Genomic DNA, 14,396 nt, shown 5'->3' with positions numbered 1-14,396 from the left:
GGTCTGTTTTCAGTTCAACCGGCGGGTGTTGTCTTCGTGACTCCACTCGCCGGCGGCGCCGTTTCGGAAGGGTTCGTTTTTCATGGCTCAGAGATTTCAGTCCCTGTCCTTCAAGGTGATAGCCACCTTCATCCTGCTGACCACGCTTTCGGTCGCTGTCATCAATATCCTCGCCTATTTTGCCAGCAGCCGCGTTTCCGACGAGCAGGCGCTGAAGGCCAAGGAGAGCGTACTGATCTTCCGCGGCGACATGCTGCAGGATCAGCTTGTACAGCTTGAGAATCAGGCGACCTCGATTACGCGTATCGAAGCGCTGCAGATGGCGATCACCAGCCTGAAGAGCGGCTGGAAGACAATCGAGAAAAGCTCGGGCGATGCCCGCGGAGAGCTGAAGAAGGTCTTTGTTACCAACAATCCGAACCCGGCCGACCAGCGCGAAAAGCTTGCCAAGCCGGAGGCGCCGAGCGGATTCTATTATTCGAACCATGAGAAGACGCAAAGCGAAGTAGCCCGCGATCTCGCTGACACGGCCTTCGGTGACTTCCTGATCGTCGATCTCGACGGCACCGTGCTCTATTCCTACAAGAAGAATGACGATTTTGCCGAAAACCTGAAGTCGGATGCCTGGAAGTCGACCGGCGCGGGTATCGCCTATGCCAAGGCGATCGAGAATACCGCCAACGCGACTGACGATTCCGCGCCGACGGCCTTTTCCGGCCTGCGCGTCGATGCCAAAAGCGGCAAGTCGGCGATCTTCTATGCCGTGCCGATCGTCAAGCTCGGCCAAGCGAAGGGTCTGATGCTGTTCAAGGTGCGCGACGATGTCGTCACCAGCATTCTAGCCAAGGGTATCGTGGCCGGCGGCACGGCACAGGCGGCGATCATTTCAAGCGACGGCTCGGCCGTCGGTCTTAATGCATCCGGCCAGCTTGCGACGCTCGATACCGCGCCGTTCACCTTTGCGAAGGATGCGCTAGCGAGCTCGGCGATGACGGTTGCGGATTTCGAGCGCGCCGATGGTGCAGCACGCGCTTATGTGCGCGGCATCGACTATCGCGGTGACCGGTTCCTCGTCGTCGAAAGCGTGCTGCTCAGCGAATTGAATGCCGGCTCCATCGAGATCGCCACGCTGCTGACCTGGATCGGCATCGGCGTTCTCGTCATCATGGCTGTTGCCACAGGGCTCATTACCAACTTCCTGTTCTCGCCGCTCGCCCGCCTTGCGGGCGTGACTCGCGAAGTCGCTGACGGCAATCTGGAAGTCGAGATTGGCAGCCAGAACCGCAAGGACGAGATCGGCACGATGGCGAAGGCGCTTGCTCGTTTCAAGCAGTCGCTGATCGAAGGCCGTCAACTTGAAGCAGCAAGCGAGCAGACGCGTGCACATGCCGAAAGCGAGCGCCAGCAGAACCTTGCACAGCGCGAGGCGGAAGCCCGCAGCCTGCAGGACGTCGTCAGTGCGCTCGACGAGGGGCTTCATCATCTGGCGAGCGGCGATCTGGCCTACCAGATCGAAACCCATTTCCCGAGCGAGCTTGAAAGTCTGCGCGTGAACTTCAACGAGGCGCTGGCGACGCTCAACGAAACGATGACGGCGATCGGCGGCAACTCCATGGCCGTCCGGGCAGGCTCCGAGGAGATGCGCACTGGGGCGGACGAACTGGCCGGCCGCACCGAGCGGCAGGCAAGCTCGATCACCGAGACGGCCAACGCGATCAGCGCCATCACACAGTCTGTGCGCGTGCAGATCGAGCGCGCCGAGCAGGCGGCGCGCATCGCCCGCGACGCCAAGAAGGAGACGGTCGGCTCCAGCCAGATCATGCAGGAGACGATTGCAGCCATGGAAGCGATCCAGGCGTCGTCGCGGCAGATCAACACCATTATCTCTGTTATCGACGATATCGCCTTCCAGACCAATCTGCTGGCGCTGAATGCCGGCGTCGAGGCAGCGCGTGCCGGCGAAAGCGGCAAGGGCTTTGCGGTCGTCGCCATGGAAGTGCGCGAACTGGCGCAGCGGTCTTCGAGCGCCGCCAAGGAAATCTCCAGCCTGCTGCAGAAATCCACGCATGAGGTCGAAAGCGGCGTGGCGCTGGTCGAACGGGCAGGGCTGGCGCTGACCGGCATTGGCGGCCATGTCGAGGCTATCAACGGTCAGATCAATGAGATCATGGAATCGACTCGCGAGGAGGCCGATACGCTGCGGCAGATCAACAGCGCGGTCGCCGAGCTTGATTCCATGACGCAGCAGAATGCGGCGATGGTCGAGGAGACGACGGCCGCGATCCATCGTCTGGCAACGGAAGCTGTGGAGATGGACCGCCAGCTCGGCAATTTCACCCTTGCCGAAGGATATCAGCAGCACAGCGCCGACGTGCATCAGCTGCGCAGGCGGGCCTGATCGCATCATGCTGATCCGGTTCGAAAGGCCTGAGGATGCGGATGCCATTCACGAGCTGACTTGGGTGGCGTTCGAGCCGATGCCTTACAGCAACAATACCGAAGCGCGGATCGTCAGGGATCTTCGTGGGTCGGGTGATTTGACACTGTCGCTCGTCGCCGAAGAAGGCGGGCAGATCATCGGCCATGTCGCCTTCTCGCCCATCACAATCGGTGACATCAAGGATGGGTGGTATGGGCTCGGGCCGATTTCGGTAAAGCCGGAGCGGCAGCGGCAGGGGATCGGCAGAGCGTTGATCCTGAAAGGGCTCGATCTGCTGATAGAGCGTGGTGCGACAGGCTGCGCCCTGATCGGCAATCCCGCAGTATATCGTGGTGTCGGCTTCGAGAGTGACGGAAAGTTGACCTATGGGGATCTCGATACGAGATATGTCCAGCGGATCGTCTTCAAGGGATCGCCACCATCAGGCGCGTTGAAATTCTCCCCGGCTTTCGACGAATGACGGTTATTTTCCGCGGCAGCTTTTGTTTGCGCCGCGATTTGGAATAGCGCCATAGCGAACCTACATAGACCGCACTCCCATTCTTGCGCGGCAGGTTTCCATGGTTCCCTTTTCCATTCTCGATCTTTCTCCCGTGGCTGAAGGCACGACCATCAGCCAATCCTTTGCGGCGTCGAAGCGCATGGCGCAGAAGGCTGAGGAATTCGGCTATACGCGTTTCTGGATGGCGGAGCATCATGGCATGCCCGGTGTCGCGAGCGCGGCGACATCTGTCATCCTCGGGCAGATCGGGGCGATGACGAAGACCATCCGCATCGGTTCGGGCGGCGTGATGCTGCCGAACCACGCGCCGCTCGTCATCGCCGAGCAGTTCGGCACGCTGGAAGCGTTGTTTCCTGGCCGCGTCGATCTCGGTCTCGGCCGCGCGCCGGGAACGGACATGCGCACGGCGCAGGCACTGCGGCGCAACCTCGACGCGGGTGCCAACAGTTTCCCCAATGATGTGGTGGAACTGCAGCAGCTTCTTGGTGCACCGAGCGAAAACCAGGCAATCCTCGCCGTACCAGGCAACAACTCGCACATCCCAATCTGGCTGCTCGGCTCCAGCCTCTACAGCGCCCAGCTTGCGGCCATGCTCGGCCTCCCCTTCGCCTTTGCCTCGCACTTTGCGCCAGACATGCTGCTCGATGCGATCGCGATCTATCGCGACCGTTTTCAGCCCTCGGCGGAACTCGACAAGCCTTATGTGATGGTCGGCGTCATGGGTGCGGTTTCTGAAACGGATGAGGAGGCGCGGTATCACTTCACCTCGGCCCAGCAGCAGTTCGTCAACCTCAGGCGCAATGTGCGCGGGCCATTCCCGCGGCCGGTTAAGGATATGGATGCCTTTTGGTCGCCGATGGAAAAGATGAATGTGGAGCACACGCTGCGCTACGCCGTCGTCGGTTCGCCGGCCACGGCAGAAGCCCAGCTCAATGAGTTCCTCAAGGAGACGCAGGCGGATGAGGTCATTATCTCCATGCCGATCCATGATATCGAGGCACGATTGAAATCGGTGGAGCTCTTTGCCGGACTCGGCAATTTCATGCGAGCTGCGGCCTAGCCGCCAGGGTATCCCAGCAAACAAAAACCCGGCGGAATGGCCGGGTTTTCGATTCAATATCTTGGATGGCTTTAAGCCGAGAGCTTGGCCATAACCTCTTCCGAGACTTCGAAGTTCGAATAGACGTTCTGCACGTCATCATCGTCTTCCAGCGAGTCGATGAGCTTCAGAAGCGACTGGGCTCTTTCCTCATCGACCGGCACGTTGTTCTGAGCGCGCCAGACGGCTTTTACGGTTTCGGCTTCGCCGAGGGACGATTCGAGAGCCTTGGCGACGTCGCCAAGAGCTTCAAAAGCGGTCGTGATGTAGTGACCCTCTTCATCGGTCTCGACATCGTCGGCGCCTGCTTCGATGGCGGCTTCCATGATCTTGTCGGCATCGCCGGCAGACAGCTTGTAGGTGATTTCGCCGACATGATCGAAGGAGAAGGACACCGACCCGGTTTCGCCGAGTGCGCCGCCGGCCTTGGTGAAGATCGAGCGGACGTTGGAGGCGGTGCGGTTGCGGTTGTCGGTCAGAGCCTCGACGATGATCGCCGTGCCGCCCGGGCCGTAGCCTTCGTAACGGACTTCGTCATAGTTTTCCGTATCGGCGCCGGAAGCCTTCTTGATGGCGCGGTCGATATTGTCCTTTGGCATAGACTGGGCCTTGGCGTTCTGGATAGCCAGGCGCAGTCGGGCGTTCATTGTCGGGTCAGGCAGACCAGCTTTGGCGGCAACGGTGATTTCGCGCGCGAGCTTGGAGAACATTTTCGACCGCACGGAATCCTGACGGCCCTTGCGGTGCATGATGTTTTTAAACTGTGAATGGCCAGCCATGGCACCCCTGTTCACGTCTCATTGTTCGGAATGGGCCGCCTTATAAGATCGGAAAGGGCGATATTCAAGGAAAAAGCGGCCATTCGGTCCTGCCTTCATGGCTTTATAGGTGGCGGAACAAAGCCTGAGAGGCGACGTTTTCAATCGGACAACGCCAGCAGGAAAGGAACGGCTATGGCAAGCTTCAGTGAAGCCCGTGAACAACCGGCACGTCAGCTCTGGGACCAGATCAACGATATCCATGCCGGCATGCTCGGCCTTTCGGCTGTCGACATGCACATGCAGCCGATGGCACCCAACGTTGATGCGACAACCAATACGATCTGGTTTTATACGAAGACGGATGCCGAACTCGTACAAAAGATCAAACCCGGCAGCCGTGCGCATTTCTGCGTCATCGGTAAGAACCACGATTATCATGCCTGCCTTTCCGGAGTTATCGAGGTGCGCCCCGATCCCGCGAAAATCGAGGAGTTCTGGAACTCCGTCGTTGCCGCCTGGTACGAAGGTGGCAAGAAGGATCCGAAGCTGACAATGCTTTCCATGCATGTCGATGATGCCGAGATCTGGGTGTCGACCGGCAGCAAGCTGAAATTCGGCTGGGAGATCGCGAAAGCCAATTTCGACGAGGAGAAGATGCCCGATGTCGGCATCAAGCGGCATTTGCAATTTGCGTGAGACAAAGGCTTGGGGTCGAGTCAGCCTTTTTACTGCACATCCTTCATTACGTAGATCAGCGGCTTTTTCGGCAGCGTGCGCAGCGAAACGGTGATGCTGTTGTCGGGTGCATAGTTGACGTCGAAACCATTGCTGAACATCGAGATGAAGGCGTTGACCGGCGGCCCGCGGCGATGCATCGGCAGGATCAGCGACGAGCGCAGCCGCTTGATGACGCGGCTCATGCTGTCGGCTCCCATGGTCAGACCGCCATCGACCGGCACCATGACCACGTCGAGCCGGCCGATTTCCGTATAATGGGTATCGGTCAACTCGTAATGCAGATGGCCGAGATGGCCGATGCAGAGGCCGGCGGTCTCGAAGATGAAGATTGAATTGCCATCCAGTTGCGAGCCACCCAGCCCATAGCTGAAACGGATATCCGTCGTCACATTGCGGATATAGGCGTCGCCGACAACAAGATTGATCCTGGCCTTTTCGACGGGGATGTCGCTCCACCCGTGCAGTACGTGCTTGATGCCGGGATCCGGGGTAAGGGTATAATGCGTCGAGTGCGCCTTGTTCATGGTGACGACGTCAGGCGTGACGGCCGGCCTATACCAACCATTATAATCCGTGGCGATGACGATGCCGCCAGGAGTCTCGATTTCGAAGGTTGAATGGCCGAGATAGGTGAACTTGACATCTTCACCCTCGGAAACTGCAGGGACTACCGGCGCCACACCGGAGAAGCTCGCGAAGGTGGCCTTGGGAATATTCTGAGCGATTGCCTGGCACTGGCTGACCGGTCTTCGATCTTCCTGGGCTGCGGCAAGGTTCGGCACGTTGAAAATTGCAAGACATGCGATAGCGAGGACAAGACAACGCGGCTTCATGCCACCCCTCCGGCGCTTTCACGACGCCGAGAGGATGCGGCATGCTGTCGCGGCGGTCCAGACCGGATATGCTCACAATTGCGTGTTGCGAGGTGCTAGCACCAGAACTCCGGGATCGTTTCGGCAAGCCGTGGGCCAAGGCGCAGCGGAGCGATCTTTTCGGCGAGTCCCGTCGCATCCGAAATCTCCACACCGACGCCGCAGATGGTGGCGGGGCCGGTCGCGGCTTCCATGCGGCCTTTCGGCATCTTGGAGATGAAGCGGTTCAGTGGTTCTTCCTTATCCATGCCGAGCGAGGAGTCGTAATCGCCGCACATGCCGGCATCCGACATATAGGCGGTGCCGCCGTTCAGGATCTGCGCATCGGCAGTCGGCACGTGGGTGTGGGTGCCGACGACGAAGCTGGCGCGCCCGTCGACGAAGTGGCCGAAGCATTGCTTCTCGCTCGTCGCTTCCGCGTGGAAATCGAAGATGATCGCATCGGCCTGTTCTTTCAGAGGGCAGGCGGCGAGGATCGTCTCGGCGGCCTTGAAGGGGTCGTCGAGCTCGGGATGCATGAAGACACGGCCCATGATGTTGGCGACGAGAATGCGCGCGCCATTGCGCGCATAGAAGAGGCCGGAGCCGCGGCCAGGCGTTCCCTGCGGATAATTTGCCGGTCGCAGGAACTGGTCGTGGCGGCCGGCGAAGGCGACGGCGTCCTTCTGGTCCCAGACGTGGTTGCCGGTCGTCACTACATCGGCGCCTGCATTGATCGTTTCCAGAAAAATGTCTTCCGTGATGCCGAAGCCGCCGGCAGCATTCTCGCCGTTGACGATGACGAAGTCGAGTTTCAGGTCGGAAACGAGGCCGGGGAGGCGGTCCCAGACCGCGGTTCGTCCCGTCTTGCCGACCATGTCACCCAGAAATAGCAGTCGCATTCCCTATCCAATCCGTGAGGTAAAATGGCGCAGGCCGCTTTCCGTCAGGATGGCATCCAGGCTTATGTCATGCGGCTCAGCAGGTACCTCTGCCACTTCCTGGCAGTCGAATGCAATGCCGATCAGCTTCGGGGACAGGCCTTTTTGTCTGAGACGGTCGATTGCCCGGTCGTAATGGCCCGCGCCGTAGCCGATTCGATGGCCGCGGGAATCGAAGGCTGAAAGCGGCACAAGCATGATATCAGGGTCGAGGACAGCAGCATCCTCACCTGGACCGACCGTGCCGAAGCCCGTGCTGATAAGCGCCGCGCCGTGGGCGAGTTCCCGAAAGACGATGGTCTGCTTGTCGATGATGGCCGGCACGCAGAGGCGGGCGCCGCGTCCGCGCCACCGTGCCATCAGGGGCTGCAGGTCAGCTTCCGAACGGATCGGCAGGAAGCCGGAAACGATGGTGCCGGGTTCGAACGCAATCGCATCGCCGGCATGAGCGGCCATGTCGAGGCTCTTGGCGGTACGCAGATCGGCCGGAATGGCGTCCCGAAGTGCCAGACGCTCGGCGCGCAGTTGGGCTTTCAATTCCTTTGGAGTCATCTTTGATTCCGTATGGCTATCCGGCGAAGATAGCCGCTCGTCGGTAATTGCAACAGGTAAAAAGGGCCTGTTCTTCGCCTGTTTGCGTCTCGTCCTGAAAATGGGGCGTAGGCGAACTTCAGCATGATTTCCGATGCGTCCATCAAGGTCTTGCGTTCCTCCGGCGTCAGATGGCCGTCCATCACTTTTTCCAGCCAGGCGCGGCGAGCGCGAATGTCCTCCGGCAGCATTTTGCGGCCATGAGCGGTGATCGACAGTTCGATCTGGCGGTGATCGGTCCCGCTACGCGTGCGGACGATCAGCGTGTCACGCGGCAGCGCGGCGATAATGTGAGTGACCGATTGCGGCTGCAGATGCGTGCTGCTCGTCAACCAGGCGACCATCCATTTCCGGCCACAGGCGGCAGCTTCGAAAGCCTAAAGCAATTTCGGCAAACTGTGCCGCGGTATTGCGTCGGGAATTGCGTGAAAATGAGCGTTTTTAGACCACGATGCTGGAAGGAATGGTTGCCGTCGGCGCTGCAGCCGAGAGGTCATTCACAGCCGATTGGGTGGCTCCGATCGCACCTTCGGCAGCGGCATCGCGGTTTTTCTCACGCAGGTCGCGCATGGCTTTTTCAAGGATCTGCTTCAGTTCGCGAACGATAGATTTGAATTCTTCCATCGTCTTGCGGTCATCGGCCGAAATCGCCGACGATTTCGGACCGTCTTCGACAATCTCCTGATACGCTTTGCGGGCGTGAGCGGCGCCATCCGTTTCAGCCGTATCCGTGCCGTCGCCGGTTTCTTCGGTTGTCGCCTCGGTATTCTGCGTTGCCTCGGGGGAGGCCGTTGCATTGCTTGCGACGACGTCGGCAGCTGCCGCACCGGAAGTATCGGCGGTTGCAGAAGCAGTGGTGGCAGCAGCAGTCGCCTCAACACCGGTTGAGGCACTTGCGCCGGAAGAGCCGCCGGTCGCGACGGCCGAGGCGAATTCGGAGGCCGCAGCGCCGACCTTGCGTGCAAGTTCGGCGGCAAGGCGGGCGATCACTTCCGGCGGGAAGCCTGCCGTCTTCAGCGCCTGTAGTTCCTGTTTGGCTTCTTCGAGCTTGCGCTGGGCGCGGCTCTTCGCATCGTCAGCAGAGCTTGCGAGCGAGTTGCGTACCTGCTCCAACGCGAGCGATTGCCGCTGGATCTTCAATACGCCGGTATCGGGCTCTTCGCCGGTAGACGGAACGCCGGGTTGTGCCGGCATTCTGCCGCGCAGAATGGAGGACGCTGAAACGGTTGCGAGCTGCATAGGATACTCCCCGGTTACATTTGGGGCGTACTCTGCCAGATCAGACTTGCGTGGAACTTGGCCGCAGAGTCGATTTTGTCTCGGCCAAATGCCGCATCGTCTGCGCGAAAAGGGGCATGCCACCAGGCTTCCAGCCGAGCGCAACAATCTTGCGCGTATTCATGGCACAAAGGTCTGTCTTGTCCGCCGCCTCGGGCAGCGGGAAGGGACAGTCGACGTGTTGCCGGATCGGGGAAAGAATATCTCTCGTATCGACGGCGATATCCGAAACATTGAAGGTCTCGCCGGAGATCCGGGTGCTTTCTGTTTCGAGCATCAGCCGCACGGCGCGGCCGAGGTCGCGTCCATGCACTTCGGTACCGGCGCGCGGGGAAACAGGCTGTCCGGTAAGATAGAAGTCAATCAGCCCATCCCATTTGTTCGGCGCGTGGTCGCCATAAATGCCTGTGGCCCGCAGGCTTGCTCCCGCAAAGCCGGGGCCGCAAAGATGGGCAAGAGCCCGCTCCGCATCGAGCTTGACCTGTCCGTAGAGTGTTTCCGGTATGGATGACGTGGTTTCGAAAAGCTCGGTGCCCGGCGCATGCTCGCCATAGGCGGCGCGGCTGGAGATGAAGATGCAACGGCGGGTGCCGGCGCGCTTTGCCTCCTCGAAAAGCTTGACGGTGCCATCGAGGTTCAGTCGTCGAAATGCCTTGGGATCATCGCCTTCGCCGCCACGATATTTTCCCGCGACATGGCTGAAGGCTGCGTGCACGAAAAAATAGGCATCATCGAAGGCGCCGATATCGTTTTCGTCCGGGTCGAGCGAAAGCGGGGTGAAATCAACGGGGCGGGAGAAGAAGCGGGGAAGAGGCGCATGTCGCGCACCGACGATCACCTGGTATCCGGCTGAAAGCAGCTCTTCGACGATATAACGTCCGACAAGACCCGTTCCGCCTGATACCAGTACTTTCATACAACCTCATCCGGGTTGGCCAGAGATGCAATCTCCGGCACATAACTGCCAGTATGAAAATCATGCCACAAATCGATCAAGGGTTGTAGCCTTGCTGCCTTGGGATGATCCTTTTCCCACGGTTTTTCATACTGATAGTGCAGGACCGAGATGCTCTTCCAATCCCACAGCGCCGGCATTGTGAACCAGACATATTGCAGCATGTTGAAATATACGGGCAGGCCGTGCCAATCGGGGAAGAACGTTTGGAGGAAGCTTTGGTCGGTGCGCCGCCAGAAGATGTCGGGTTGGTCCAGGAGTTCCAGCATCCGTCTGAAGGTTTCCTCCGAAGGGCGAGCAACGAAAACGCCGGAATTCATGCGGTGGAAATCAGCAAGGCTCTCATAGACATTCGGCGCCGCGGAGAATTCCGGATAGGCGAAGAGCTTGTCGATATTCTTCAGGACGATTGCATCTGCATCGATGAAAACGCAGCGCTCATATTCTACGAGTTGCCAGAGGCGGAGCTTGCAGAAATTATCGAGAGGCGAATGAAAAGCCGGCTTGCGGCCCTTGGTGAAAGGGGCGGCGGCGTGGAGATTGCCGCGTGCATGGCGCTCGTTGAAAGCATCCGACAACGGCAGATGTTCGACCTCGATCAGCCGACAACCTAGAGCCTTCAGCGGGGCGAGGGCGGCGGCGTCGACACCGCCTGTATGGAGCACGACGATGGCGGATTCGGTGCCGGTGCGGCGCAGGGAGTTCGCCAGAGCGGTGGCGCCCATGGCGTAGTCGGCGTTGGTGACGAGGGTGATATAGGCGAAGTGTGGCACAAGGGTCATGGGTGGCGGGCGCTCCCACAAGCGCCCTTATTCACGCGTGATCGGCGTTTCGACATCAGAGCGCCGATCACGATACCGACTTCAGTCGCTTGCCTTCCGGGTCATGATTGATCGTTGCCGCGATATCCTTCGTCCAGGCTGACACGGCCGGAACGCGGGAGCGATCGACGCGGTAGGCGAATTTCTTGGCGACTTCGACGATTTCGTCGAGCAGTCCGGACTGGAGCGTAATCGGATTGAGGCCGAGGCCGAGGAACTTGTCGTTCTTGACGACCAGATCGTTTTCGGCCGCTTCCTTACGTGGGTTGGGCAGCCAGGCGATTTCGGAGCCGCTCATCTCGGCGATCATTTCGGCGAGATCGCGCACCCGATGGGTTTCCGTCATCTGGTTGAAGATTTCGACTCGCGAGCCGCGGGCGGGCGGGTTCTTCAGTGCCAGCTCGATGCACCGGACCGAATCCTGGATATGGATGAAAGCGCGCGTCTGGCCGCCGGTGCCGTGAACCGTCAGCGGATAGCCGATAGCGGCCTGAATGAGAAAACGGTTCAGCACCGTGCCGTAGTCGCCATCATAATCGAAGCGGTTGATGAGCTGCGGATGGCGGCGCGTCTGTTCGGTATGCGTGCCCCAGACGATGCCCTGATGCAGATCGGTAATCCTGAGACCGTCGTTCTTGGCATAGAATTGGAAAAGCAGCTGATCCAGGCACTTGGTCATGTGATAGATCGAGCCGGGATTGGACGGGTAGAGGATTTCCTGGGAGACGGTCTCGCCGCCCATCGTCTCGATGCCGACAGGCAGATAACCTTCAGGAATCGCAGCGCCAACCGTCGAATAGCCGTAGACGCCCATGGTGCCCAAATGGACCAGATGCGCATCGAGCTGCAGCTCGACCAGCGCATTCAGCAGGTTGTGCGTGGCGCTGACATTGTTGTTGACCGTGTAGTTCTTGTGGCGGTCGCTCTTCATCGAGTAGGGGGCGGCGCGCTGCTCGGCGAAATGGATGATCGCATCCGGCCGGTTTTCAGCGAGCCACTTCTTCAGGAGCTCGTAGTCGCGGGCGAGATCGATGAGGTTGAAATGGATGCGGCGGCCGGTTTCTGCATGCCAGATGCGGGTGCGCTCTTGGATCGAGTCCATTGGCGTCAGCGACTGGACGCCCAGTTCGGTATCGATCCAGCGGCGGGAGAGATTGTCGAGGATGTGCACGTCATGCCCGGCCTCGGAGAGGTGTAGCGAGGTTGGCCAACCGATGAATCCGTCTCCGCCCATCACCGCAATCTTCATGCCACTGGCTCCTCATCGGTTGCTTCCTAACGGGAATAGTTAGGAAATATGACAATTGTTCAATGCTTGCCTGTCGAGACGTGTTGCGTCAAAGAGGGCCGGAAAGTTTGGAGAAAATTATGGCGGAACACAGTTTTTCTATTTCCGGCGAACTTACCGAAGCGGGCCACAGGCTCGTGCAGCGAGTCTATTATGAAGATACGGATTTCTCCGGTCTGGTCTATCATGCACGTTATCTGCATTTCCTCGAACGTGGCCGTACGGACTATCTGCGCTGCCTTGGTGTCGAGCAGCATGAACTTGTCAGTGCCGACGAGGACGGGCTGGTTTTCGTTGTCCATCGCATGGAGATTGACTTCAAGAGCCCCGCCCGAATGGACAATATCCTGACCGTGCTGACCCACACGGAAAAGGCAGGGGGTGCCAAGATGGTCCTCAATCAGGAAATCCGCCGTGATGATACGCTCTTGATTGCCGCCAAGGTGATCATTGCCGTCATCAACGCCAAGGGCAGACCGCGCCGGTTGCCGGAAGCGCTGGCGAGGCAAATGCTCATTCCTGAGACCTGAGCAAGAGGCCGGCAATACCGCCGTTTCCCTGTGCGGAGCGCCCCGATACGGGGCTTGTAAAAACTTGAATTTTATGTGAAGGAATTGCCGCGCTGCAAGATGAGCGCTGTGTTCAGCAACCGGACGATTCTCCGGTCAAGTTAATCCAGGAACAAAATCTCCCGCGACATTCCCGCTGTCATAGTCTGGCACTAACGATCTATTAACCATAATGGTGTCTTACTCGCGGAGTCGGAGTTTGTGCGACGCACGCCTTCCTTTGACCAAATTTGACGGCAAGGAAGGCGAAAGAAGAGCTTGGAAGCTTGACCAGGGCTTTGGGCGGCGGCCGCCAGACATTCTTGCGTGATCACTTCGTGCCGCCCGGTCAAGCGCCGGGCGTTTGGATTCGGGGATTTTGGATCTATGGAACAAGTAGGATTGGCAGCAGCCACGACCGACGTCAGCCTCTGGTCGCTTTTCATGCAGGCCGGCATCGTCGTCAAGCTGGTCATGCTCGGCCTTATCGCCGCTTCGGTGTGGACCTGGGCTATCGTCATCGACAAATACCTGGCTTATGGCCGTGCCCGTCGCCAGTTCGACAAGTTCGAGCAGGTCTTCTGGTCGGGCCAGTCGCTGGAAGAACTTTATCGGACGCTTTCCGAGCGCAACAATACCGGCCTTGCGGCGATCTTCGTCGCGGCGATGCGCGAATGGAAGAAGTCCTTCGAGCGCGGTGCGCGTTCGCCGATCGGCCTGCAGATGCGTATCGATCGCGCCATGGATGTGACGCTTGCCCGTGAATCCGAATATCTCTCGGCCCGTCTCGGCTCGCTCGCGACGATCGGTTCGGCCGGTCCGTTCATCGGACTTTTCGGTACGGTCGTCGGCATCATGACCTCGTTCCAGGCAATCGCCGGTTCGAAGTCGACCAACCTTGCAGTCGTGGCGCCCGGTATCGCGGAAGCACTTCTGGCAACCGCCATCGGCCTGGTCGCCGCTATTCCGGCGGTTATCGCCTACAACAAGTTCTCCGCCGACGCCGGCAAGCTTTCGGGTCGCATGGAAGGCTTCGCGGATGAATTCTCCGCGATCCTTTCGCGCCAGATCGATGAGAAGCTGCAGCCGCGCCAGGCGGCGCAGGAACGGAGCAGACGACCATGGGTATGGCTGTAGGCGGCAATGGCGGAGGGGGCGGCGGACGCCGCCGCCGCGGTGGCCGCAACAAGGGAGTGATCTCCGAAATCAACGTGACGCCGCTCGTCGACGTCATGCTCGTGCTGCTCATCATCTTCATGGTGGCGGCCCCGATGATGACCGTCGGCGTTCCGATCGACCTGCCGGAAACGCAGGCCAAGGCGCTGAATTCCGAGACGCAGCCGATCACGATTTCGGTCAAGAACAGCGGCGAAGTCTATCTGCAGGAAACGCCGATCCCGGCTGAAGAAATTGCTGCCAAGCTCGAGGCGATCGCCACCACCGGTTACAACGAGCGCATCTTCGTGCGCGGCGATGCGACTGCGCCTTACGGCGTGATTGCTGACGTCATGGCCCGTATCCAGGGCGCGGGCTTCAAGAATATCGGCCTCGTGACGCAGCAGAAGAAGGACCAGTAACGCTCA

General features: G+C 59.5%; 16 protein-coding genes. 7 read left to right on the top strand and 9 right to left on the bottom strand.

The annotated features are described in order from the left end of the window. The first annotated feature begins 82 nt into the window (after positions 1-82). The 3 genes from KQ933_RS16070 (at position 83) to KQ933_RS16060 (ending at position 4,002) form a co-directional block, all read left to right on the top strand. A complete protein-coding gene (locus KQ933_RS16070; protein ID WP_216755813.1) occupies positions 83-2,398 on the top strand; it encodes a methyl-accepting chemotaxis protein in 2,316 nt (771 codons plus the stop codon). A 7-nt stretch (positions 2,399-2,405) separates the two neighbouring features. Beyond that, complete coding sequence (locus tag KQ933_RS16065) at positions 2,406-2,900, top strand: GNAT family N-acetyltransferase (RefSeq protein WP_216755812.1); 495 nt, start codon at positions 2,406-2,408, stop codon at positions 2,898-2,900. Positions 2,901-3,000: 100 nt separating this feature from the next. Then, positions 3,001-4,002 carry an LLM class flavin-dependent oxidoreductase gene (locus KQ933_RS16060; RefSeq protein WP_216755811.1) on the top strand — a complete coding sequence of 334 codons (1,002 nt, stop codon included), beginning with the start codon at positions 3,001-3,003 and terminating at the stop codon, positions 4,000-4,002. Positions 4,003-4,073: 71 nt separating this feature from the next. On the opposite strand, the gene KQ933_RS16055 is transcribed toward KQ933_RS16060, so the two are convergent. After that, on the bottom strand, positions 4,074-4,820 hold the full coding sequence (locus KQ933_RS16055) for a YebC/PmpR family DNA-binding transcriptional regulator (protein WP_216755810.1): 747 nt from the start codon (positions 4,818-4,820) through the stop codon (positions 4,074-4,076). A 174-nt stretch (positions 4,821-4,994) separates the two neighbouring features. On the opposite strand from KQ933_RS16055, the gene KQ933_RS16050 reads away from it, so the two are divergent. Continuing rightward, positions 4,995-5,498 carry a pyridoxamine 5'-phosphate oxidase family protein gene (locus KQ933_RS16050; protein WP_216755809.1) on the top strand — a complete coding sequence of 168 codons (504 nt, stop codon included), beginning with the start codon at positions 4,995-4,997 and terminating at the stop codon, positions 5,496-5,498. A gap of 29 nt (positions 5,499-5,527) precedes the next feature. Here the strand turns inward: KQ933_RS16050 and KQ933_RS16045 are convergent, their stop codons facing one another. The 8 genes from KQ933_RS16045 to KQ933_RS16010 all read right to left on the bottom strand — a co-directional run bounded on the left by KQ933_RS16045 (position 5,528) and on the right by KQ933_RS16010 (position 12,226). Continuing rightward, positions 5,528-6,373, bottom strand: a complete 846-nt coding sequence (locus KQ933_RS16045; protein ID WP_216755808.1) for an MBL fold metallo-hydrolase — start codon at positions 6,371-6,373, stop codon at positions 5,528-5,530. Between the two features lie 95 nt (positions 6,374-6,468). Further along, positions 6,469-7,293, bottom strand: coding sequence for a TIGR00282 family metallophosphoesterase (locus KQ933_RS16040; protein WP_216755807.1), 825 nt, complete (start codon positions 7,291-7,293; stop codon positions 6,469-6,471). Positions 7,294-7,296: 3 nt separating this feature from the next. Beyond that, positions 7,297-7,884, bottom strand: a complete 588-nt coding sequence (locus tag KQ933_RS16035) for a 5-formyltetrahydrofolate cyclo-ligase (RefSeq protein ID WP_216755806.1) — start codon at positions 7,882-7,884, stop codon at positions 7,297-7,299. Then, positions 7,881-8,267, bottom strand: coding sequence for a MarR family winged helix-turn-helix transcriptional regulator (locus KQ933_RS16030; RefSeq protein WP_216755805.1), 387 nt, complete (start codon positions 8,265-8,267; stop codon positions 7,881-7,883). The genes KQ933_RS16035 and KQ933_RS16030 overlap by 4 nt, the downstream gene beginning before the upstream one ends. Before the next feature lie 97 nt (positions 8,268-8,364). Then, positions 8,365-9,162: a hypothetical protein gene (locus KQ933_RS16025; protein WP_216755804.1), complete on the bottom strand. Its 798-nt coding sequence runs from the start codon at positions 9,160-9,162 to the stop codon at positions 8,365-8,367. A 40-nt stretch (positions 9,163-9,202) separates the two neighbouring features. Then, the gene (locus KQ933_RS16020) at positions 9,203-10,117 is read right to left on the bottom strand and encodes an NAD(P)-dependent oxidoreductase (protein WP_216755803.1); all 915 of its coding nucleotides are present in this window, start codon (positions 10,115-10,117) and stop codon (positions 9,203-9,205) included. Then, the gene (locus KQ933_RS16015; RefSeq protein WP_216755802.1) at positions 10,114-10,938 is read right to left on the bottom strand and encodes a glycosyltransferase; all 825 of its coding nucleotides are present in this window, start codon (positions 10,936-10,938) and stop codon (positions 10,114-10,116) included. The genes KQ933_RS16020 and KQ933_RS16015 overlap by 4 nt, the downstream gene beginning before the upstream one ends. Positions 10,939-11,005: 67 nt before the next feature. After that, positions 11,006-12,226, bottom strand: a complete 1,221-nt coding sequence (locus KQ933_RS16010; RefSeq protein WP_216755801.1) for an NAD-dependent epimerase/dehydratase family protein — start codon at positions 12,224-12,226, stop codon at positions 11,006-11,008. A gap of 119 nt (positions 12,227-12,345) precedes the next feature. Between KQ933_RS16010 and ybgC the strand changes: the two genes are divergently transcribed. From ybgC to tolR, 3 genes are all read left to right on the top strand, one after another. Next, complete coding sequence (gene ybgC / locus KQ933_RS16005; protein WP_216755800.1) at positions 12,346-12,795, top strand: tol-pal system-associated acyl-CoA thioesterase; 450 nt, start codon at positions 12,346-12,348, stop codon at positions 12,793-12,795. Between the two features lie 405 nt (positions 12,796-13,200). Next, positions 13,201-13,950, top strand: a complete 750-nt coding sequence (tolQ, locus tag KQ933_RS16000) for a protein TolQ (RefSeq protein WP_216755799.1) — start codon at positions 13,201-13,203, stop codon at positions 13,948-13,950. Further along, the gene (gene tolR, locus KQ933_RS15995) at positions 13,935-14,390 is read left to right on the top strand and encodes a protein TolR (protein ID WP_064818918.1); all 456 of its coding nucleotides are present in this window, start codon (positions 13,935-13,937) and stop codon (positions 14,388-14,390) included. The genes tolQ and tolR overlap by 16 nt, the downstream gene beginning before the upstream one ends. Positions 14,391-14,396: the final 6 nt, after the last annotated feature.

Origin of the sequence: Rhizobium sp. WYJ-E13 (assembly GCF_018987265.1) — a bacterium.
Classification (GTDB): Bacteria; Pseudomonadota; Alphaproteobacteria; order Rhizobiales; family Rhizobiaceae; genus Rhizobium.
The sequence above is the reverse complement of the archived record's forward strand: the minus strand, read 5'-3'. Positions and strand labels throughout refer to the sequence as shown.

Coding starts and splice junctions, on each gene's coding strand:
- ybgC (WP_216755800.1), top strand. CDS start 12,346: ATGGCGGAACACAGTTTTTCTATTTCCGGCGAACTTACCGAAGCGGGC.
- KQ933_RS16070 (WP_216755813.1), top strand. CDS start 83: ATGGCTCAGAGATTTCAGTCCCTGTCCTTCAAGGTGATAGCCACCTTC.
- KQ933_RS16025 (WP_216755804.1), bottom strand. CDS start 9,162: ATGCAGCTCGCAACCGTTTCAGCGTCCTCCATTCTGCGCGGCAGAATG.
- KQ933_RS16040 (WP_216755807.1), bottom strand. CDS start 7,293: ATGCGACTGCTATTTCTGGGTGACATGGTCGGCAAGACGGGACGAACC.
- KQ933_RS16010 (WP_216755801.1), bottom strand. CDS start 12,226: ATGAAGATTGCGGTGATGGGCGGAGACGGATTCATCGGTTGGCCAACC.
- tolQ (WP_216755799.1), top strand. CDS start 13,201: ATGGAACAAGTAGGATTGGCAGCAGCCACGACCGACGTCAGCCTCTGG.
- KQ933_RS16035 (WP_216755806.1), bottom strand. CDS start 7,884: ATGACTCCAAAGGAATTGAAAGCCCAACTGCGCGCCGAGCGTCTGGCA.
- KQ933_RS16050 (WP_216755809.1), top strand. CDS start 4,995: ATGGCAAGCTTCAGTGAAGCCCGTGAACAACCGGCACGTCAGCTCTGG.
- KQ933_RS16030 (WP_216755805.1), bottom strand. CDS start 8,267: ATGGTCGCCTGGTTGACGAGCAGCACGCATCTGCAGCCGCAATCGGTC.
- KQ933_RS16060 (WP_216755811.1), top strand. CDS start 3,001: ATGGTTCCCTTTTCCATTCTCGATCTTTCTCCCGTGGCTGAAGGCACG.
- KQ933_RS16065 (WP_216755812.1), top strand. CDS start 2,406: ATGCTGATCCGGTTCGAAAGGCCTGAGGATGCGGATGCCATTCACGAG.
- KQ933_RS16045 (WP_216755808.1), bottom strand. CDS start 6,373: ATGAAGCCGCGTTGTCTTGTCCTCGCTATCGCATGTCTTGCAATTTTC.
- KQ933_RS16055 (WP_216755810.1), bottom strand. CDS start 4,820: ATGGCTGGCCATTCACAGTTTAAAAACATCATGCACCGCAAGGGCCGT.
- KQ933_RS16015 (WP_216755802.1), bottom strand. CDS start 10,938: ATGACCCTTGTGCCACACTTCGCCTATATCACCCTCGTCACCAACGCC.
- KQ933_RS16020 (WP_216755803.1), bottom strand. CDS start 10,117: ATGAAAGTACTGGTATCAGGCGGAACGGGTCTTGTCGGACGTTATATC.
- tolR (WP_064818918.1), top strand. CDS start 13,935: ATGGGTATGGCTGTAGGCGGCAATGGCGGAGGGGGCGGCGGACGCCGC.